This window comes from Novosphingobium sp. PC22D (genome assembly GCF_002556635.1).
GTDB lineage: Bacteria > Pseudomonadota > Alphaproteobacteria > Sphingomonadales > Sphingomonadaceae > Novosphingobium.
This window is the reverse complement of record NZ_MWMO01000002.1, coordinates 411,893-430,888: the sequence shown is the minus strand read 5'-3', so window position 1 is coordinate 430,888 and position 18,996 is coordinate 411,893. Positions and strand designations below refer to the sequence as shown.

The following is an 18,996-nucleotide window of genomic DNA, read 5'->3' as shown; positions in this document are numbered from 1 at the left end:
CAACCGCGCCGGACGTTCACGAGGATGGGGGCGTCAGAGGAAGATCTTGCCGGGATTGAACATGCCGGCGGGGTCGAGCGCGTGCTTCAGCGTCGCCATCAGCGCGACGGCGTCGGCACCGCGCTCGTCGAGGAGGCACTGGCGCTTGCCGATCCCGACGCCGTGCTCGCCGGTGCAGGTACCGCCCAGCCGGATCGCGCGCGCGACCATGCGCTCATTGATCCCGGCGGCGACGTCGCGGTCTTCCGGCGCATTGGGATCAAGCACGAAGAGCACATGATAGTTGCCGTCGCCGACATGGCCGACGATCGTCGCCAGCGCGCCGCTTTCATCGATGTCCGCGCGAGTCGCGGCGATGCTTTCGGCGAGGCTGGCGATCGGCACGCAAACGTCGGTGGTCCAAACCTTGGCGCCAGGACGCAGCGCCTTCGCGGCGAAATAGGCATCGTGCCGCGCCTTCCACAAGCGGGTGCGGTCCTCGGTCCGCAGCGCGGTTTCCAGTTCGCCGCCGCCGAGTTCGCGCGCGATCTCACCGAAGAGCGCGGCCTGCTCCGCGACGCCGTCGTCGGTGCCATGAAATTCGAGGAACAGCGTCGGGCGCTCGGCGAGATCGAGCTTGGAGAAAGCGTTGCAGGCGCGGATCTGCGCCTCGTCGAGCAGCTCGATGCGGGCGACGGGCAGGCCGAACTGGATCGCCTGGATCACCGCCCGGACCGCATCAGAAATGTCGTCGAAGGCAACCGTCCCGGCGAGGATCGCCTGCGGAATCCCGTGAAGCCGCAGGGTCACCGCGGTGATCACGCCGAGCGTACCTTCCGAGCCGACGAACAGGCCGGTGAGGTCGTAGCCCGCCGACGACTTCTTGGCGCGCGTGCCGGTTTCGATCACGCGTCCCTGGGCGGTGACGACCTCGAGCGAGAGGACGTTGTCGCGCATCGTGCCGTAGAGCACGGCATTGGTGCCCGAAGCACGCGTCGCCGCCATGCCGCCCAGCGACGCATTGGCGCCCGGGTCGATCGGGAAGAACAGGCCATGGTCGCGCAGCGCGAGGTTGAGCTGTTCGCGCGTCACGCCTGGCTCGACGCGGCAGAGCATGTTCTGGGGATCGATTTCGAGGATACGGTCCATCGCGGTCAGGTCGATCGAGAGCCCGCCTCTCACCGCCGACAAGTGGCCTTCGAGCGAGGTGCCCGCGCCGTGCGGCACGATCGCCAGACCGTTGCGCGCGCAAAGGTCGACCGCCGCCACGACGTCGTCGCGCGAGGCGGCCATCAGCACCGCATCGGGAAGCCCGCCGGTGTGGTGTCCTTCGAGACCGGCGTGCTGCGCGCGCGCCGCTTCGGACAGCACGAGCTTGTCGCCGAACGCGTCACTCAGGGCGGCGAGCGCCGTGTCTTCGGGTTCGAGGAGGTCGGTCTGCCGCATCGCCAAATTTCCAGTTTCGCCGCCGTTTCGGGGATCGTGCGGCGACGTTCGCCGATGCTAGACAATATCATCGATCGGGACAAATTCCTCGACGATGCCGTACTGGGGATCGCCAGACGGCTCCGGGCAGCGAGCACTCGCGACCGGTCGGCCTCGCCGCTCGCCCGGCCGCGCATCGGCGCGAAAAGCGGTCATGTCCGGTTGTCGCGCCGCGGCGCGAAGCCGTCGCGCAGGATGGCGAGTGCGCGCTCGTATCGCCGGGTGCCGTCTTCGTCGGCTTCGTGATCCCCCTTGCTTCGCGCGATCGCTTCGCTCGAGCGAAGCGTGTCCCTGGAACGGATCGTCGAAAGCATCGTGATAAGAAGGACCAGATCCTCGACCTCGAACGTCTCGCGCACGAGACCGTGCCGTTTGGCGGAGTTCAGCACGGTTTCCAGAACGCCATCGTATGTCGGCACGACGCGGATCGCGAAGTCCTGAAGGCGTTCGTCCTGGAACGTGGACAAAACGCGCAGGTGCGCCGCGACGGATCGGCTCTGGTCCTCGATCAGGGCGAGGAACAGGTCGGGACGATCCTCGCACTGCTCGACCTTGCGACGCAGAACCTCGATATCGTGGCTGATCGCGGCGATGATCAGGTCCTCGCGCGTGGCGAAGTGGCGATAGAGCGTGCCGCGGCCGAGCCGCGCTTCGCGAAGAATCGTCGCGAGCGGGACATCATAGCCTTGCTCGCCAAAGACCTTCGCGGCAGCCTCTATCAACGCCTGACGATGGCGGAGCGCATCCGCACGCATAACAACCTCCCGGACCCGAGCGCGCGCTTAGCAGACCGGTAACCGGAAATAAATGGACACGACTTGTCCGATTGCGGCAACTGGAGTAAGCGCGACGACACGCCATCCTCCCCCCGGATACGGTGAAAATTTTGTCGCTTATAATCAAATACTTAAATCCGACTACGATTCTCGTCGCGGCACTGCTCGCCGGTTGCGGCCGCGAAGATTCGCCCGCCGAACCGCCGCCCGTGCCGGTGGAATCGGTCGTGCTGCGCAGTCAGACCGTGCCCAATATCATCGAGCTGCCCGGCCGCATCGAGTCGGTGCGGATGGCCGAAGTCCGGGCCCGGACCGACGGGATCGTGTTGCGCCGTCTTTACGAGGAGGGGGCGACCGTGGCCGCGGGAACCGCGCTCTTCAAGATCGATCCTCGCGACTACGAGGCGCAGGTCGCCTCGGCGCGCGCCGCCTTGCAACGTGCCATCGCCGCCAAGGAGAACGCATCCTCGATCGTCATCCGTTACGGCCCGCTGATCGACGAGCGCGCCGTCAGCGCGCAGGAATACGACGCGGCGGAATCGGATCTTCGGCAGGCCAACGCGCAAGTCGCGGAGGCGCGCGCGGCGCTCGACCGCGCGCAGCTCCAGCTCAGCTACACCACCGTGCGCGCACCGATCGGCGGGCGCGTCGGCGCGGCGGAAGTGACAGAAGGCGCGCTCGTCAGCGGCGCCGAAGGCACCTTGATGACCCGGGTCGACCAGGCCTCGCCCGTCTACGCCGTGTTCAGCGCTTCCAACGCTTCTGTCCTCAACACGCTTTCGGCTGTTCGCGAAGGCCAGCTCAAGGTCCCCGCGCTCGATTCGGTCGAGGTTCGTCTGGAGCTTGAGAACGGCGAGGAATACGGCGTCATCGGCCACCTCGATTTCGCGAGCCCGGTCGTCTCGCCCGAGACGGGGAGCCAGACGATTCGCGGGCAGTTCGCCAATCCGGCGGGTCTGCTGGTGCCCGGCCAGTTCGTGCGCGGCAAGATCGCGCTCGGCATGATCGAGGGCGGGATCACCGTCCCCTCGCGCGCCGTGCAGTTCAAGGGCGAGGAAGCGCAGGTCTCGGTCATGGGCAAGGACGGGACGGTCACGTCACGCACCGTGCGGCTCGGCGAAATGGTCGGGTCCTCATGGATCGTCGAGTCGGGACTGAAGCCCGGCGAGCGGATCATTACCGACGGGTGGCAGAAGATCCGCCCCGGCCAGAAGGCGATCGACGCCGAACAGGCCAAGCGCGCCGCCGCCCAGCAGCAAAAGCAGCAGCAGGGACGCTGAGGCGATGAACCGCTTTTTCGTCTACCGGCCCGTGTTCGGCTGGGTCATTGCCGCGTTCGTGGCCCTGGCCGGCCTGATCTCCATGAACGCGTTGCCGATCGAGCAATACCCCTCGGTCGCGCCCCCCGCGCTGAACCTTTCGTACACCTACACAGGCGCCGACGCCGAAACGCTCGACAAGAACGTGACGGCGGTGATCGAGCGCGAGATGAACGGCCTCGACGGCTTTCTCTACATGTCCTCGGCCAGCCGCTCCAACGGCACCGGCCAGATCACGCTCACGTTCGAATCGGGCACCGATCTCAACGACGCGCGCAGCGAGGTTCAAGACCGGCTCAACCGGGCCGAATCGCGGCTGCCCGAGGCGGTCCGGCAACTCGGTATCCAGATCACCGACAACACCAACGGTTTCCTGATGGTCATGGCGATCTCGTCGGAAAACGGGGCGATGAGCCCGCTCGAGATCGGCAACTACACCAACAACAACATCGTCAACGAGATCCGCCGCGTGAACGGGGTGGGTGACGTGATCCTGTTCGGCTCGCAATACGCGATGCGCATCTGGATCGATCCGACGAAGCTGGCGGGCTATTCGCTGACGCCGGGCGAGGTCCTGTCAGCAGTGCAGGAGCAGAACAGCCAGACGGCCGGCGGCGGGCTGGGTGACCAGCCGGTGACGCGCGAGACCGAATTCACCGCCAAGATCGTCACCCAGAACCGCTTCTCCAATCCCGAGCAGTTCGAGCGGATCATCGTCAAGTCGAACCAGGACGGTTCGACGGTCCGGCTGAGTGACGTCGCGCGAGTCGAACTCGGCGCGGAAAGCTATACCTTCCGCGCACGGCTCGACGGTGACGATATCGCGGGAATGGGCATCCAGCTCGCCTCGGGCGCCAATGCGGTGGAGACCGCGAACCTGGTCCGCGAGCGCATGGCCGAACTCGAGAAGACCTTTCCGCCCAGCCTGCAATGGGACGTTGCCTTCGATACCACGCCGTTCATCAATGCCTCGATCGACAGCGTCGTGCACACGCTGATCGAGGCGATGGTGCTCGTCTTCCTCGTCATGTTCCTGTTCCTGCAGAACTGGCGTGCGACGCTCATCCCCGCGGTGGTGGTGCCGATCGCGCTCCTCGGCGCCTGCCTCGGCCTCTTCCTGTTCGGCTTTTCGATCAACACGCTCTCGCTCTTCGCGATGGTCGTCGCCATCGGCATTCTTGTCGATGACGCGATCGTCGTCGTGGAGAATGTCGAGCGCATCATGTCCGAAGAGAAGCTTCCGCCGCGTCTCGCCACGATCAGGGCGATGGACCAGATCCGCAGCGCGATCATCGGCATCACGCTGGTTCTCGTGGCGGTCTTCGTGCCGATGGCGTTCTTTCCCGGCTCGACGGGCGGAATCTACCGGCAGTTCTCGGTGACGCTCGCGGTTTCGATCTTCTTCTCAGCCGTGCTCGCGCTCACGCTGACGCCGGCCTTGTGCGCGACCTTGCTGAAGCCGCACGAGATGAAGGGCGAAGACGAAGAGGTGCGGTCCGGCATTCGCGGCTGGCCGGACCGCTTCTTCGCATGGTTCAACGACCGCTTCGGTCGCGCGACCCATCGCTATGGTGGCACGGTAAAGCGGATGATGTCCGTCCCGTTCCGCTGGCTGGCGGTCTTCGCGGTGATGGCCGTGGTGACCTTCGTGCTGTTCACGCGCCTGCCGGGCGGCTTTCTGCCCGAGGAAGACCAAGGCTACATCATGGTCAACTACGACGCTCCGGTCGGTGCGACGATGGACCGCACGGAGGCGGTCGTCGAGAAGATGGAAAAGCACTTCCTGGCCAAACCGCAGGTCGACAACATCGTCTCGCTCATCGGCTTCAATTTCTATGGACAGAGCCAGAGCGCGGCGCTTTCGTTCATCTCGCTCAAGCCTTGGGAAGAACGCACCGACGAAGCCTCTGGCGTGCCGGCGATGATCGCCGAAGCGCAGAAATTCGCCTACGGCCTTCCCGGAGCGACCGTCTTCGCGCTCAATCCGCCGGCGATCCAGGCGCTGGGCAACGCCACCGGCTTCTCGATGAAGGTCGAGGACCGCTCCGGCATCGATCGCGAGGGCCTGATCGCGGCGCGCGACGCGATTGTCGCCGCCGCCTCGCAGGACCCGACGCTGGCGCAAGTCCGTCCGGACGGGCAGGGCGACGCGCCCGAACTGTTCGTCGACATCGACCGGGTCAAGGCGCGGGCGATGGGGCTGTCGATCAGTTCGGTGAACCAGACGCTCGCGATTGCCTTCGGCTCGTCCTACGCCAACGACTTCAGCCGCGAGGGCAGCATCTTGCGCGTCTACATCCAGGCCGACGCGCCGGCGCGGATGACGCCCGACGACATCATGGCGCTGCGGGTTCGCGGCGACAACGGCCAGATGGTCCCCTTCAGCGCCTTCGCGAACGCCGAATGGCGCTCCGGCCCGATCCAGGTCGAGCGCTACAACGGCTATCCCTCGCTCACCATTTCCGGGTCGGCGGCGCAGGGCGAATCGTCCGGCGCGGCGCTCGAGGCGATGGAGCGCATTGCCGGCGAGCACCTGGGCGGCAATTTCGCCTTCGAATGGACCGGCACCGCCTACGAGGAAAAGCAGGCCGGCGGCCAGATCGGCATGCTGCTCGGTCTGAGCGTGATCGTCGTGTTCCTGTTGCTCGCCGCGCTGTACAACAGCTGGGGCATTCCGGTCTCGGTCCTGCTCGTGGTGCCCTTCGGCATTCTGGGCGCGGTGCTGTTCACGCTGCTGCGCGGACTTTCGGCGGACGTCTATTTCAACATCGGTCTGATCACCATCATCGGTCTGGCGGCCAAGAACGCGATCCTTATCGTCGAGTTCGCGATCGAGGACGAGGAGGGCGGGCGCTCGCCCGAGGACGCCACGCTCGAGGCGGCCCGTCAGCGCTTGCGGCCGATCCTGATGACCAGTCTCGCTTTCATCCTGGGCATGGTTCCGCTCGTTATTGCCTCGGGCGCGGGTGCGGCAAGCCGCATGGCGGTGGGCACCGGGGTCATGGGCGGCATGATCGCGGCGACCGCGTTCGGCATCTTCTTTACCCCGGTGTTCTATCTGATCGCGCGGCGATACCTTTCGAAGCGGCGCGATCCCGAAGGCGAAGACTCGCGCTGGCTCGCAGAGAACCGCCCCGGCCACGGCGAAGGAGGCGAAAGCCATGCGTAGTCTCGGCACCGCGCTCGCCGTCCTGGCCGCCGGCTCGCTTGCCGGGTGCAATCTCGCGCCCTCGTTCCGGCAGCCGGCGGCGCCGATCGCGAGCGCCTATCCCGCCGATGCGGATCGTGCCGGTGCCGCTTCGGCGGCGAAGCTCGGATGGCGGGACTTCTTCCGCGATCCGCGCCTGCTCGAACTGATCGGCACCGCGCTCGAGCGCAATCGCGATCTTGCCCAATCCTACGCGCGCATTGCCCAGGCCCGCGCGCAGTACCGGGTCCAGGCTGCCGACCGGCTGCCGACCATCTCCGCCTCGGCTTCGGGAACACGGGCGCGTCAGCCGCTCTCCGCGCTCGGGGCGCAGGGCGCGGCTGTCCCCGAGGGCGAGGGCGCCCCCTCGGGCGTGACCTTCAACCAGTTCAGCGCCAATGTCGGCGTCAGTTCGTTCGAACTCGACCTGTGGGGACGCGTGCGCAATCTCAGCGAGGCCCAACGGCAGACCTGGCTTGCCTCGATCGAGGGGGCACGCGCCTTCCGCCTGTCGCTCATCGCCCAGGTCGCGGCGACCTATTTCGACATCCGCGCGGGCGAGGAACGCCTGCGCCTCGCCCGGCGCACGCTCGAGGCGCGCCGCGAAGGGGTGCGGATCGCCGGGCTTCGCCTCGATGCGGGGGTCACCTCGACGGTCGACTACGATCAGACGATGCTCCTGCTGACTCAGGCGGAGACCGAGCTGGCGGAAATTCAGCGGACCACCGAACAGGCGCGCAACCTGCTCGAAGTGCTCGTGGGTGGTCCCATCGATGCGAGCCTGCCCGAGCCGCTGCGCTTCGAGCAGCAGCTCGTGCCGGTCGATCCGGGCCTGCCGTCGCAGCTCCTTGAAAACCGTCCGGACATCCTGCAGGCCGAGCACAACCTGCGCGCGGCAAACGCCAACATCGGCGCCGCGCGCGCCGCGTTCTTCCCGCAGATCTCGCTCACCGGCCTGTTCGGCTTCGCCAGCTCGTCGCTGGGGGATCTGTTCACCGGCGACAATCGCGCGTGGAGCTTTGGCGGCGACGCGGGTCTGCCGATCTTCGACTGGGGCCGCCGGGAAGGTCAGCTCGACCTCAGCCGGGCGCAGGCCGAGGAACTGGCCGCCGCGTACCAGCGCGCCGTGCAGGGCGCGTTCCGCGAAGTTGCCGATGCGCTTGTCGCCAAGCGCCGCTTCGCCGAGCAGATCGAAGCCCAGCAGCGCGCGCTCGAGGCGCAGCGCCGGCTCGCGCACACCGCGCGGCTGCGCTATGACAACGGTATCGCCATTTACCTCGAAGTGCTCGATGCGGAGCGCAATCTGTTCTCCGCCAGCCAGACGCTGATCCAATTGCGCGCGACCGAGCTGCAGAACGCGGTGAGCCTCTATGTCGCGCTTGGCGGCGGTACGCAGTCGGGCGACGATGCGGACGTGCCCGGCGCCTGACGCCACGATGACCGCCGTCATCGGGCCGGAATGGCCGAGCCGGAATTCTTGGTTCGCCGCGAGACGGGCCGGAACTTGTGTGCACCAGTCGTCTCTTAGCGTTGCAAAAACGCCACTTTTATCTTGAATTAATTTCTCAAGTCTATTGCTCCGTAAAAATACGGGGTTCGGATGTCCGGTTTGTACTACTGCTTGCGAGACCAGCACGACATTCGCTTTCTGTTGGTAGCCGGCGTTCTCTGTGTGCTGTCCGCGTCCGCCGCGATATTCATCCTGCGGCGGGCGACGTACGGCGAGCGCTGGCGCCGTCGCGGATGGCTCACGCTTGCCGGAGCCTGCGCCGGACTGGGCGCCTGGGCCACGCATTTCGTCAGCATGCTGGGTTACGATCCCGGCGGCGGTTTCGGGACCAGCTACGATTTCTCGCTCACGTTGGGCTCGCTCCTGATCGCCGTGGTGGCGACGACCGTCGGCTTCAATCTCGCGGTCTTCGACAAGCGATCGAGAGTTCATGCGCTGGCCGGGATCGTGGTCGGCGGCGGCTATGCGGCAATGCACTACACGGGCATGCTCGCGGTGGAGATGATGGCCGAGTTTCGCTGGTCGGTTCCGCACGTCATCGCTTCGGTGGTCTTCGCCGTCGGCTTCATGATTCCCGCGCTGACCTTCGGATTCGACCGCAGGCGCAAGAACAGCGCGCTGCTCAGCGGATCGCTTGCGGTGCTCGCCGTGCTCTCGCTGCACTTCACCGCGATGGCCGGCACGACGCTGATTCCGCATTCGCGGACCTTCGATTCCTCCGGAATGCTCTCCGACATCCAGCTCGCGGCGATGATCTCGCTCGTCTCGCTGTTCGTGCTCGCCTGCGGGATGTTCGCGGCCTTCGTCAGCTATCGCGTGCAGGTCTCGGCGGTCGAGCACGAGCGCGAGTTCCGGATCTTCGTGCAGGGCATTTCCGATTGCGCGATCTACATGTTGACGCCCGACGGGCACGTCGCGAACTGGAACGCCGGTGCCGCGCGGCTCAAGGGCTACACGGCCGCCGAGGCCGTCGGCCTCCCGCTGGAGGCATTCTACGGCGTCGAGGATCGCCTGGCGGGCAAGCCGGCGCAGGCGCTGCGAAGAGCCCGGCTGGACGGTCGATACTCGGCCGAGGGCTGGCGCATGCGCAAGGATGGATCGCGGTTCTGGGCCCTCGCCACGATCGAAGCGGTTCGCGACGACAAGGGGCGCTTCCGCGGTTTCGCCAAGATCACGCGCGACATGACCGAAACGAAGGCGGACAAGGATCGCCTGCTCGCCGTGACCGCCAATCTCGATGCCGCGCTGTCGAACATGCACCAGGGGCTGTGCATGTACAGTGCAGACCGCAGGCTGGTTTTGTGGAACGAGCGCTATTGCGAAATCTACGGCATCGCGCCGGACAGTCTCGCGCAGGGCATGTTGTTCGAGGACGTGCTGCGTTTGACGATGGCGTCCGTGAACGGGGAGCCGCTCTCGGACGAAGGCCTGCGGGGAATCGAGGAGCGTCTCGACGAATCGATGGCTCAGGGCGCGGGCGGCTCGATGGACATAAACTATGCCAACGGACTGCACGTCTACATGTCCCATCATCGCCTGGACAACGGGGGGTGGGTCACGACCTACGAGGACGTGACCGCGCATCGGCGCTCCGAGGCACAGATCGCGCACATGGCGTTGCATGACGATCTCACCGGCCTGCCCAATCGCACCTATTTCAATCGCCGGCTCGACGCCGCCATCGCCAGCGCCAAGGCAGGGGCCAGCCATGTCGGCGTCGCGGTGATCGACCTCGACCGCTTCAAGGAGGTCAACGACACCTGGGGCCATGCCGCCGGCGACGCGCTCCTGAGCAAGATCGGCGAACGCCTGTCCGGAGACGATTTCGAACGCGTTTTCTTCGCGAGGCTCGGCGGCGACGAGTTCGCCGCTTTCTTCCACTTCCGCGACAAGCGGGAGGCGGAGGATCTCGTATCGGGGATCGAGGACGCGTTCGCCACGCACGTGACGGTCTCGGAGTGCACTTTCAGCGCGGGCGCGAGCATCGGCTTCGCCGCTTTTCCCGAGAACGGCGAGAATCGCGAGCATGTGCTGAACAACGCCGACCTCGCGATGTATCGTGCCAAGAACATGATCGGCACCCGGATCTGCCAGTACGAAAAGAGCATGGACGAGAAGGCGCGGGCCGAACGCCAGCTCGCCAACGACTTGCGTCAGGCGATCGAGCGCAACGAGCTGTCGCTCGCCTATCAGGCCCAGCTTTCGCTCGCGACCGACGAGATCGTTGGCTACGAAGCGCTGTTGCGCTGGAACCATTCGCGGCTCGGCCCGATACCGCCTTCGCGGTTCATTCCCATTGCCGAGCAGACGGGCGAGATTCTTCCTATCGGCGAATGGGTCCTGCGCGAGGCCTGTCTCGACGCGGCGAAATGGGAGAAGCCCTGGAAGCTGGCGGTCAATCTCTCTCCGGTCCAGCTATTGCAGGCCGATCTCATGGAGACTGTCCTTTCCACCCTGGCCGAAACGGGACTGTCGCCAAACCGCCTCGAGCTTGAGATCACCGAGACCGCGATCGTCGCCGACAAGGAGCGCGCGCTGCATATCCTGCGCAGCATCAAGGCGCTGGGCGTGACAGTGGCGATCGACGACTTCGGCACCGGCTATTCCTCGCTCGACACGCTGAATTCATTCCCGTTCGACAAGATCAAGATCGACAAGTCGTTCCTGCTCGAATCGGGCAAGAGCGCGCAGGCACGCGCGATCATCCGCGCGGTGCTCGCGCTCGGGCGGAGCCTTCAGGTGCCGGTGCTGGCCGAAGGGCTCGAATCCTGGGAGCAGCTCGATCTGCTCAAGGTCGAAGGCTGCGACGAGGCGCAGGGCTATCTGCTCGGGCGGCCGCGGGCCGCGGGCGAGCTGTGGGACGGGGCGCGGGTGCCGCAGGAGCCCCTGGCGAGCTAGCGATGGCGGAGCCATCGGCGGGTTCAATTCGCGATCTGAGGGGCATGCGCCCGGTCAGGCACGGCGCGCCGGGCCGGTCAGTCGCTCAGCAGCGCCAGTTCAACCTTGCCGCTGCCCGGACCGACAAGCCCGATCTCGCCGGCCGCGGCGCGGCTGAGATCGATCACGCGATCGGCGTGGAAGGGGCCGCGGTCGTTGATCTTGACGATCACGGTCTTGCCGTTGCGGCGATTGGTGACGCGCACGCGGCTGCCGAAGGGCAGGGTGCGGTGCGCGGCGGTGAGCTGGGTGGGATCGAAGACGTCGCCACTGGCGGTGCGCCGGCCCGCGAACTTGCGGCCATAGTAGCTCGCGACGCCCGAACCGATCGGTTCGGCGGTGTCGGTCGCCGTCTCGTCCTGCCGCGCCGCTTCGGCCTCGGCTTGGCCGAGCAGGTCCGTCGAAGCGGGCGCGGCGCGCACCGCGTCGGCCACGCCGGCGAAAGCCGGATTGGTCGCGCGCGTCGTCAGCGTTTCGCCGGCGATCGCCGGGCTCTCGGCCGCGCCGAGCAGTGCCAGTCCGCTGACCGGCAGCGCGATCGCCGCAGCGAAAGTGATAGCCGGCCCGAAAATACCGGCGCGCTGGCCAAGGCGTTGTCCCATTGGGGTCCCACTCCATCCCGCTAGTGCGAGCGGGCAGGTACACGCTCAAATCGGCGTTGGGCACCCCTTCGCGGTCGGGTCGTCGCGAAACCGCAACGACCCGACCCAGGTGCGGGAACCTAGCGATCGCGCTGTGCGAGGAGCCGAAGCCTCAGCGCGTTGAGCCGAATGAAGCCCTGCGCATCCTTCTGGTCGTAGGCGCCGGCATCGTCCTCGAACGTGACGTGGCGTTCCGAATAGAGCGAATCGGGCGACTTGCGGCCCACCACCGAGGCGAGGCCCTTGTAGAGCTTGAGGCGCACGGTGCCGTTCACGCGGGCCTGCGAGTGGTCGATCGCGGCCTGCAGCATCTCGCGCTCGGGCGCGAACCAGAAGCCGTTGTAGATCAGCTCGGCGTACTTGGGCATGAGCTCGTCCTTGAGGTGCGCGGCGCCGCGATCGAGCGTGATCTGCTCGATCCCGCGATGCGCGGCGGCGTAGATCGTGCCGCCCGGCGTCTCGTACATGCCGCGGCTCTTCATGCCCACGAAGCGGTTCTCGACGAGGTCGAGCCTGCCGATGCCGTGCTTGCGGCCGAGTTCGTTGAGCGCGGCCAGCAGCGTGGCCGGGCTCATCGCTTCGCCGTTGAGCGCGACGCCGTCGCCCTTGTCGAAGTCGATGGTGATGTATTCGGGCGCATCGGGCGCGTCTTCAGGATCGACGGTGCGCGAGTAGACGTAGTCGGGCGTCTCTTCCCACGGGTCCTCGAGCACCTTGCCCTCCGAGGAAGTGTGCAGGAGGTTGGCGTCGGTCGAGAACGGGCTTTCGCCGCGCTTGTCCTTGGGGACCGGGATCTGGTGCTGCTCGGCCCAGGCGATCAGCGCGGTGCGCGAGTTGAGATCCCACTCGCGCCAGGGGGCGATGACCTTGATGTTCGGATCGAGCGCATAGGCGGAAAGCTCGAAGCGGACCTGGTCGTTGCCCTTGCCGGTCGCGCCGTGGGCGATCGCGTCGGCGCCGGTCTCGCGCGCGATTTCGATCAGGCGCTTCGAGATGAGCGGGCGCGCGATCGAGGTGCCGAGCAGGTAGTCGCCCTCGTAGCGGGCATTGGCGCGCATCATCGGGAAGATGAAGTCGCGCACGAATTCCTCACGCAGGTCGTCGATGTAGATGTTGGCGTCGGGCAGCCCCATCAGCTTGGCCTTGGCTCGCGCCGGCTCAAGCTCTTCGCCTTGTCCGAGATCGGCGGTGAAGGTGACGACCTCGCAGCCGTAAGTCACCTGGAGCCACTTGAGGATGACCGAGGTGTCGAGGCCGCCCGAATAGGCGAGGACGACTTTCTTGATATCGGACATGGGCATTGGCTTTCGTATCGGGATGGAGCGGGCTCGACGCGCCCCTAGGCCAAGGCCGGGGCGGCGACAAGGGCCGCGAAGCTAGCGCTGCGCGGTGCCCGGCGAGCCCAGCAGCTTGCGCTCCGCCTCGCCCATGTAGTCGCGCGCCAGCGGCAGCGTGCGGCGCAGTCGGGTGTACTGGATCTGGTAGTTGCACATGCTCCCGCTCTCGAAGGCGGCGGTCGCGCCCGCGAGGTAGAAGATCCACATGCGGTAGAAGCGCTCGTCGTGGAGCGCGACGATCTTGTCGAGGTTCCCGACACAGCGCTTGTACCACTCGCGCAGCGTCAGCGCATAGTGCAGCCGCAGCGTCTCGACGTCGCTGGCAATGAGGCGCGAGCGTTCGCTGGCCGCGACGGTTTCGCTCAGCGCCGGGATGTAGCCGCCGGGGAAGATGTACTTGCGCGTGAAGGCATCGGTCGCGCCGGGGCCGCCCATGCGGCCGATCGTGTGGAGCAGCATGACGCCGTCGTCTTCCAGCAGCCGCGCGCAGTCGGCGAAGAAGCGGTCGAACTGCGCTTGCCCGACGTGCTCGAACATGCCGACCGAGACGATCCGGTCGTAGCGCGCGCCGCTGGCGGCGAGATCGCGGTAGTCGACCAGCTCGAAGTCGATGCGATCGGCGACGCCGGCGGCCGCGGCGCGTTCGCGGGCGAGCGCGAGCTGCTCTTCGCTCAGCGTGATGCCGTGGACCCGCACGTCGGCGTGGCGCGCGAGGTAGATCGCCATGCCGCCCCAGCCGCAGCCGATGTCGAGCACGCGCTGGCCGGGCGCGAGCGCGAGCTTGGCGGCGATGTGCGCGAGCTTGGCCTCCTGCGCCTGTTCGAGCGTCATGTCCGGGCGCGGCCAGTAAGCGCAGCTATACTGCATGTGCTCGGCATCGAGGAACAGGCGGTAGAGATCGTTGCCGACGTCGTAGTGGTGGGCGACGTTGGACTTGGCGCGCGCGGCCTGGTTGATGCCGTCGAGCCGCGTCGCGATCCGCGCGCGCAGCTTCTTGAAACGGCTCATCTCGCGCACTTCGCCGCCCCGGTCCCAGGGGCGGTTGGCGCGCAGCAGCTCGATCAGCAGCATGATGTCGCCTTCCTCGACCTCGAGCTGGCCGTCCATGAAGGCTTCCGCCGCGCCGAGCCGGGGGTCGAGCAGGATGCGCCGCTCCGCCTTGTCCGACGCCAGCCGGATGGCGACGTCCGGGTATCCTTCTGCGGGTTGCCCGAAGCGCGCCACGCTTCCGTCCGGACGGCGGACTTCGAGAGTTCCCTTTCGCACGCCGCTCGAAAGGAAACGATCGAGAATGCGTTTGGCCATGTGCGTCCCGTGCCTGTGCTGCCTATGGGCGCGTACTTAGCCACCGCGCGCCGGGCCGCAAGTCTTCAGTCCCCGCGCGGGCCTCACTCCCGGGCGAGGAAGAGCACGTCGCGCGGCTGGCGCAGCAGGTGCTGGCCGGAATCGACGTAGAGCGTCTCGCCGCTCGCGAGCCAGCCCTGCGAGAGGAACAGCGCCGCATCGGCGATCTCGCCCGCGCCCGTCTTGCGCTGGAGCAGATTCATCCGGTGTGAGCGTTCGGTCTCGTCCTCGGCCTGGTCGTGGCTGGCGAGAATCGCGCCCGGCGCGATCGCGTAGACCCGGTCCGCCGCGTTATCGAGCGCCATCGAGAGCATCGGCACGGTGGCGGCGAGCGCGTGCTTGCTCATCGTGTAGGAGAAGAAATCGGGGTTGGGATTGGCGATCTTCTGGTCGGTGACCTGGACCACGCGGCGCCCCCCCTGGGCACGGGCGTGCGCCAGGAAACGCTGAGCCAGGATCGCGGGTGCGGCCGCGTTCACCGCCATCGCCCGCGTGAAGACGGCGGGATCGAGCGCGGCTACGCTGTCGAGCGGGAATATCCCGGCGCAGTTGACGAGCACGCGCCAATCGGAAAGCCGCTGCGCAAGCTCGTCGACCATGGCGATCGACGCGGCCGGATCGGCAAGATCGCACGAGACCGTCTCGGCGCTTGGAAGCCGTGTCGCCAGCGCCTCGGCCGCGTCCGCCGACCGGCCATGATGGATCACGACGTGCCAGCCCGCTTCAGCGAACCGGCGCACGATCGCGGCGCCGATCCGCTTCGCGCCGCCGGTGACGAGGACCGCGGGGCGGGTCATCGGCGTGCGCCCGGTTGACGCAGTTGACGGTGTTCAGTCACAAAACCCGCAATCGGCCATTTGTCGCAGTCTGACAGAGACTTGCGCGAAGTTCGGGAGAGGGCGGGGTAGCCGGGCATCGCGGCATAGGAGCAGATTTGCCGGGCGTAGGGAAGCGGGCGCGCGGTTCCATCGCCCCCATGGAAAGACGCCGCCTCCGCTAAGGAAGGACGGCGTCTTTCGAATTGTCGCGGCGGTCGTTGCCGTGCGCTATCAGCGGCAGCGCGGCTTGGAGTTGTTGCGGTCGATCTCGCGGCCGACCAGCGCGCCCACCGCGGCGCCGGCGACGGTGCCGACGGTCTTGTCGCGCCCGCCGTCGATCGTCCGGCCGAGCAGCGCGCCGGCGACGCCGCCGATCAGCAGGCCGGTGGTGCCGTTCGGCTTCTTGCAGCGGTAGCGCCCGTCGTCGCCGCGCCAGTAGCGGATGCCGTTGTCGGTCGTGTAGTAGTGGCGCTGCTTGGCCATGGCCGGAACCGTGGTCGCGGCCATGGTGGGGACGGTGAGGGCCGCCATCGTGGCGGCGAGGATGGTCTTGCGCATGATCTGCCCTTTCGGTTGCGAAACGTCAGAGCCCTAACGCCAAGATCCGTTCATTGATCCACAACCTCAGATGAACGTGGGCAAAAGGAGCCACCGGCACGACAGGAAGGGAGCAACGTGCGACCAATCGCGCGTCGCCCCTTTGCGGCCTGTGGTCGCTCAGCGGCAGCGCAGCTCGCCGCGGTCGATCTCGCGACCGAGCAGGCCGCCGGCCACTCCGCCGATGATCGCGCCGAGCGTCTTGTCGCCGCGTCCCGCGATCAGGCTGCCGCCCAGCGCACCGACGCCCGCGCCGATGATCAGCCCGGTGGTGCCGTTGTCGCGCTTGCAATAGTAGCGCCCGTCGCGCCCGCGCCAGACGCGGTCGTTGCGGCTCAGCCGACGCGGTTCGTAGTAGCGGCCCTGCGAATCGTAGATGCGGCGCTGCTGGCGGCGGCCGTCGCGATATCCCTCGCGATAGTCGCGCTGGTCGCGATAGCCGTGCGCGGGCGCCCAGGGCGGCGGATCGGCCTGGACCGGGATCACGGGGAGCACCAGCGCGGTCGCGGCCAGCGCCATGAGAGCTTTTTTCATCGAGAATCTCCTGCCTTGGCGGTTCCGTCCGCAGACTGGCCGCCGGGTTCGGAACGCGCGATTAACGAAACGAAAGCACCCGGCAGCCTGGGAGGCGATCAGCCGAGCGCCGCCTGCTTCTCGGCGTGAATCCGCTCCACGTCCTCGCGGTCGCGCTCGGCCCGGGACTTCTTCTCGGCGGCGGTCCGGAGCTGGCCGCAGGCGGCATCGATGTCGCGGCCGCGTGGCGTGCGCACCGGCGCGCTGATCCCGGCTTCGAAGACGATATCGGAAAAGCGGCGGATGCGCTCGGGCGTCGAGCATGCATAGGGCGCGCCGGGCCAGGGGTTGAACGGGATCAGGTTCACCTTGGCGGGCAGGTCGTACTTGCGCAGCAGCCGCACGAGTTCGCGCGCATCGGCGTCGCTGTCGTTCTTGTCCTTGAGCATCACGTATTCGAAGGTGATGCGCCGCGCGTTCGAGGCGCCGGGATAGGCCGCGCAGGCCGCGAGCAGGTCTTCAAGGCCGTACTTCTTGTTGATCGGCACGATCTCGTCGCGCACGTCCTTGCTCACCGCGTGGAGCGAGACCGCGAGGTTGACGCCGATCTCCTCGCCGCAGCGCGCCATCATCGGGATTACGCCGCTGGTCGAAAGCGTGATGCGCCGCTTCGACAGCGCCAGGCCGTCGCCGTCCATCACGAGACGCAGCGCGTCGCGCACGTTGTCGAAATTGTACAGCGGCTCGCCCATGCCCATCATCACGATGTTGGTGAGCAGGCGCCCGTCGGCCGAGTAGCCGCCTTCGTCCTCTTCGATCTCGAGCCCGTCCATCCGGCCCTTGGGCCACTCGCCGAGCGCGTCGCGCGCGAGCATGACTTGTCCCACGATTTCGCCGGGCGTCAGATTGCGCACCAGCCGCATCGTCCCCGTATGGCAGAAGCGGCAGTTGAGCGTGCAGCCGACCTGCGAGGAGACGCACAACGTCCCGCGATCGGCGTCGGGGATGAAGACCATCTCGAAGTCGTGGCCGTCGGCGGTGCGCAGCAGCCACTTGCGGGTGCCGTCGCGCGAATGCTGCGCCTCGACGACTTCGGGGCGGCCGACGACGAAGCGCTCGGCGAGCCAGGGGCGCATGGTCTTGGCGATGTCGGTCATCGCCGAAAAGTCGGTGACGCCGCGATGATAGAGCCAGTGGAACACCTGCTTGGCGCGCAGCTTGGCGGCCTTGGCGTCGAGCCCGGCGGCGGCGAACAGCTCGGTGATCCGCGCCTTGGGCAGACCGATCAGGTCGACGCGCCCGTCCGCGCGCGGCGTCACGTCCCGCGGCAGCGGAACCGGGTCGATGTGCCCGGGGATCGGCATAGGGCCGGCCCCGGCGGAGATGGTGTCCGGATCGGTCATGGTGAGGCGTCCATATAGGTCATCTGCGCCGCGAACAAAAGACACCCGCGAGCGGGCCCGCGCGAACAGCGGCCGAGGCCGATCGGTTCCGGCGGATCGTCGCTCGAATCATTCGAGATATCGCAAGAGTGTGTCTGAAAAACAACGCTTTTTTCGTTGTGTGAGGTTCAGGAAACTTCCTCTGGGACTTCGGCATTCCATCGGTCCGGCACCACGAGTGCCGAGATTTCTGGAGTACCTAAAATGAAGAAGATTCTCGTCTGCCTCGCTTCCGGAACCGCGCTGGTCTCCGTGCCCGCCATGGCTCAGCAGGCCGACTCGCCGTTCAACGGACCGCGCGTCGAGGCGATCGTCGGCTACGATGTTTCCAAGGCCGGAAGCAGCATCGACGACGACGTCAATGCCGACAACGACGAGTCCATCGACGGCTTCCTCTACGGCATCGGCGCGGGTTACGGCGTCGATCTCGGCAGTGCCGTCGTCGGCGTCGAGGCGGAACTGAGCGATTCCACTGCGAAGACCAAGTTCGACAACGGCGATTTCGAGGGCTTCGGCATCGGCAACGTCAAGGCCAACCGCGACCTCTATCTGGGGGCGCGCGCGGGCATCAAGGCGACCCCGCGGACGCTGGTCTACGTCAAGGGCGGCTACACCAACGCCAAGTTCGACGTGAACTCGTTCGACGGCACGACCGACCTCGGACAGGACATCGACGCCGACGGCTGGCGCATCGGCGCGGGCGTCGAGCAGGCGATGAGCAGCAACACCTTCGCCAAGCTCGAATACCGCTATTCGAACTACTCGAAGGCCGAAGTCGATTTCGATGGCGACTTGCCCGACAGCGAGCGCTTCGACGTCGACCTCGACCGGCACCAGGTGGTGGCCAGCGTCGGCGTGCGGTTCTGACCGCATAGCCGCCGCGTCAGGGAAGGGCGGGGCGCTCGGGTGCGGCCCCGCCCTTCTTCATGGGTGGAGCGGATGCAGGCCATGGGAACATCCGCCGCTTCCGCTGAGCGGGGTCGGCATGCGTTCGGCCAAGTGTCCGCTTTCGGCAAACGCTTTGCGAGTCTGGAACGTCACGAAAGTCGTGGTTAGCGGACACAAGTCTCTCGCGCCTCAACCCACCAAATCCGTCCAGTGACACCCCCAC

At 66.8% G+C, this 18,996-nt stretch carries 14 protein-coding genes; 5 read left to right on the top strand and 9 right to left on the bottom strand.

Annotated features, from left to right (window positions below):
- Positions 1–33 precede the first annotated feature (33 nt).
- Together B2G71_RS05520 and B2G71_RS05515 are read right to left on the bottom strand one after the other, a co-directional pair.
- Complete coding sequence (locus tag B2G71_RS05520) at positions 34–1,425, bottom strand: FAD-linked oxidase C-terminal domain-containing protein (RefSeq protein ID WP_098104717.1); 1,392 nt, start codon at positions 1,423–1,425, stop codon at positions 34–36.
- 191 nt (positions 1,426–1,616) lie between these two features.
- The gene (locus tag B2G71_RS05515; RefSeq protein ID WP_098104716.1) at positions 1,617–2,219 is read right to left on the bottom strand and encodes a TetR/AcrR family transcriptional regulator; all 603 of its coding nucleotides are present in this window, start codon (positions 2,217–2,219) and stop codon (positions 1,617–1,619) included.
- A gap of 248 nt (positions 2,220–2,467) precedes the next feature.
- Between B2G71_RS05515 and B2G71_RS05510 the strand changes: the two genes are divergently transcribed.
- The 4 genes from B2G71_RS05510 to B2G71_RS05495 all read left to right on the top strand — a co-directional run bounded on the left by B2G71_RS05510 (position 2,468) and on the right by B2G71_RS05495 (position 11,154).
- Complete coding sequence (locus B2G71_RS05510) at positions 2,468–3,520, top strand: efflux RND transporter periplasmic adaptor subunit (RefSeq protein WP_240530017.1); 1,053 nt, start codon at positions 2,468–2,470, stop codon at positions 3,518–3,520.
- Positions 3,521–3,524: 4 nt separating this feature from the next.
- Positions 3,525–6,728 carry an efflux RND transporter permease subunit gene (locus tag B2G71_RS05505; protein ID WP_098104715.1) on the top strand — a complete coding sequence of 1,068 codons (3,204 nt, stop codon included), beginning with the start codon at positions 3,525–3,527 and terminating at the stop codon, positions 6,726–6,728.
- Positions 6,721–8,175, top strand: coding sequence for an efflux transporter outer membrane subunit (locus B2G71_RS05500; protein WP_098104714.1), 1,455 nt, complete (start codon positions 6,721–6,723; stop codon positions 8,173–8,175). The genes B2G71_RS05505 and B2G71_RS05500 overlap by 8 nt, the downstream gene beginning before the upstream one ends.
- 243 nt (positions 8,176–8,418) lie before the next feature.
- Entirely contained in the window at positions 8,419–11,154 is a 2,736-nt protein-coding gene (locus B2G71_RS05495; RefSeq protein ID WP_240530016.1) for an EAL domain-containing protein, read from the top strand.
- 77 nt (positions 11,155–11,231) lie between these two features.
- Here the strand turns inward: B2G71_RS05495 and B2G71_RS05490 are convergent, their stop codons facing one another.
- The 7 genes from B2G71_RS05490 to rlmN all read right to left on the bottom strand — a co-directional run bounded on the left by B2G71_RS05490 (position 11,232) and on the right by rlmN (position 17,846).
- Complete coding sequence (locus tag B2G71_RS05490) at positions 11,232–11,795, bottom strand: septal ring lytic transglycosylase RlpA family protein (protein ID WP_098104712.1); 564 nt, start codon at positions 11,793–11,795, stop codon at positions 11,232–11,234.
- Positions 11,796–11,914: 119 nt separating this feature from the next.
- Entirely contained in the window at positions 11,915–13,129 is a 1,215-nt protein-coding gene (locus tag B2G71_RS05485) for an argininosuccinate synthase (RefSeq protein ID WP_098104711.1), read from the bottom strand.
- 81 nt (positions 13,130–13,210) lie between these two features.
- Positions 13,211–14,476, bottom strand: a complete 1,266-nt coding sequence (locus tag B2G71_RS05480; RefSeq protein WP_098104710.1) for a cyclopropane-fatty-acyl-phospholipid synthase family protein — start codon at positions 14,474–14,476, stop codon at positions 13,211–13,213.
- A gap of 83 nt (positions 14,477–14,559) precedes the next feature.
- Complete coding sequence (locus B2G71_RS05475) at positions 14,560–15,312, bottom strand: SDR family oxidoreductase (protein WP_098104709.1); 753 nt, start codon at positions 15,310–15,312, stop codon at positions 14,560–14,562.
- A gap of 252 nt (positions 15,313–15,564) precedes the next feature.
- On the bottom strand, positions 15,565–15,891 hold the full coding sequence (locus B2G71_RS05470; protein ID WP_098104708.1) for a glycine zipper 2TM domain-containing protein: 327 nt from the start codon (positions 15,889–15,891) through the stop codon (positions 15,565–15,567).
- Positions 15,892–16,050: 159 nt separating this feature from the next.
- Positions 16,051–16,464 carry a glycine zipper 2TM domain-containing protein gene (locus B2G71_RS05465; RefSeq protein ID WP_098104707.1) on the bottom strand — a complete coding sequence of 138 codons (414 nt, stop codon included), beginning with the start codon at positions 16,462–16,464 and terminating at the stop codon, positions 16,051–16,053.
- 98 nt (positions 16,465–16,562) lie between these two features.
- Positions 16,563–17,846: a 23S rRNA (adenine(2503)-C(2))-methyltransferase RlmN gene (gene rlmN, locus B2G71_RS05460; RefSeq protein WP_206049304.1), complete on the bottom strand. Its 1,284-nt coding sequence runs from the start codon at positions 17,844–17,846 to the stop codon at positions 16,563–16,565.
- Between the two features lie 243 nt (positions 17,847–18,089).
- Between rlmN and B2G71_RS05455 the strand changes: the two genes are divergently transcribed.
- Positions 18,090–18,752 carry an outer membrane beta-barrel protein gene (locus tag B2G71_RS05455; protein ID WP_098104706.1) on the top strand — a complete coding sequence of 221 codons (663 nt, stop codon included), beginning with the start codon at positions 18,090–18,092 and terminating at the stop codon, positions 18,750–18,752.
- Positions 18,753–18,996: the final 244 nt, after the last annotated feature.

Coding starts and splice junctions, on each gene's coding strand:
- B2G71_RS05520 (WP_098104717.1), bottom strand. CDS start 1,425: ATGCGGCAGACCGACCTCCTCGAACCCGAAGACACGGCGCTCGCCGCC.
- B2G71_RS05515 (WP_098104716.1), bottom strand. CDS start 2,219: ATGCGTGCGGATGCGCTCCGCCATCGTCAGGCGTTGATAGAGGCTGCC.
- B2G71_RS05505 (WP_098104715.1), top strand. CDS start 3,525: ATGAACCGCTTTTTCGTCTACCGGCCCGTGTTCGGCTGGGTCATTGCC.
- B2G71_RS05500 (WP_098104714.1), top strand. CDS start 6,721: ATGCGTAGTCTCGGCACCGCGCTCGCCGTCCTGGCCGCCGGCTCGCTT.
- B2G71_RS05490 (WP_098104712.1), bottom strand. CDS start 11,795: ATGGGACAACGCCTTGGCCAGCGCGCCGGTATTTTCGGGCCGGCTATC.
- B2G71_RS05485 (WP_098104711.1), bottom strand. CDS start 13,129: ATGTCCGATATCAAGAAAGTCGTCCTCGCCTATTCGGGCGGCCTCGAC.
- B2G71_RS05480 (WP_098104710.1), bottom strand. CDS start 14,476: ATGGCCAAACGCATTCTCGATCGTTTCCTTTCGAGCGGCGTGCGAAAG.
- B2G71_RS05475 (WP_098104709.1), bottom strand. CDS start 15,312: ATGACCCGCCCCGCGGTCCTCGTCACCGGCGGCGCGAAGCGGATCGGC.
- B2G71_RS05470 (WP_098104708.1), bottom strand. CDS start 15,891: ATGCGCAAGACCATCCTCGCCGCCACGATGGCGGCCCTCACCGTCCCC.
- B2G71_RS05465 (WP_098104707.1), bottom strand. CDS start 16,464: ATGAAAAAAGCTCTCATGGCGCTGGCCGCGACCGCGCTGGTGCTCCCC.
- rlmN (WP_206049304.1), bottom strand. CDS start 17,846: ATGACCGATCCGGACACCATCTCCGCCGGGGCCGGCCCTATGCCGATC.
- B2G71_RS05455 (WP_098104706.1), top strand. CDS start 18,090: ATGAAGAAGATTCTCGTCTGCCTCGCTTCCGGAACCGCGCTGGTCTCC.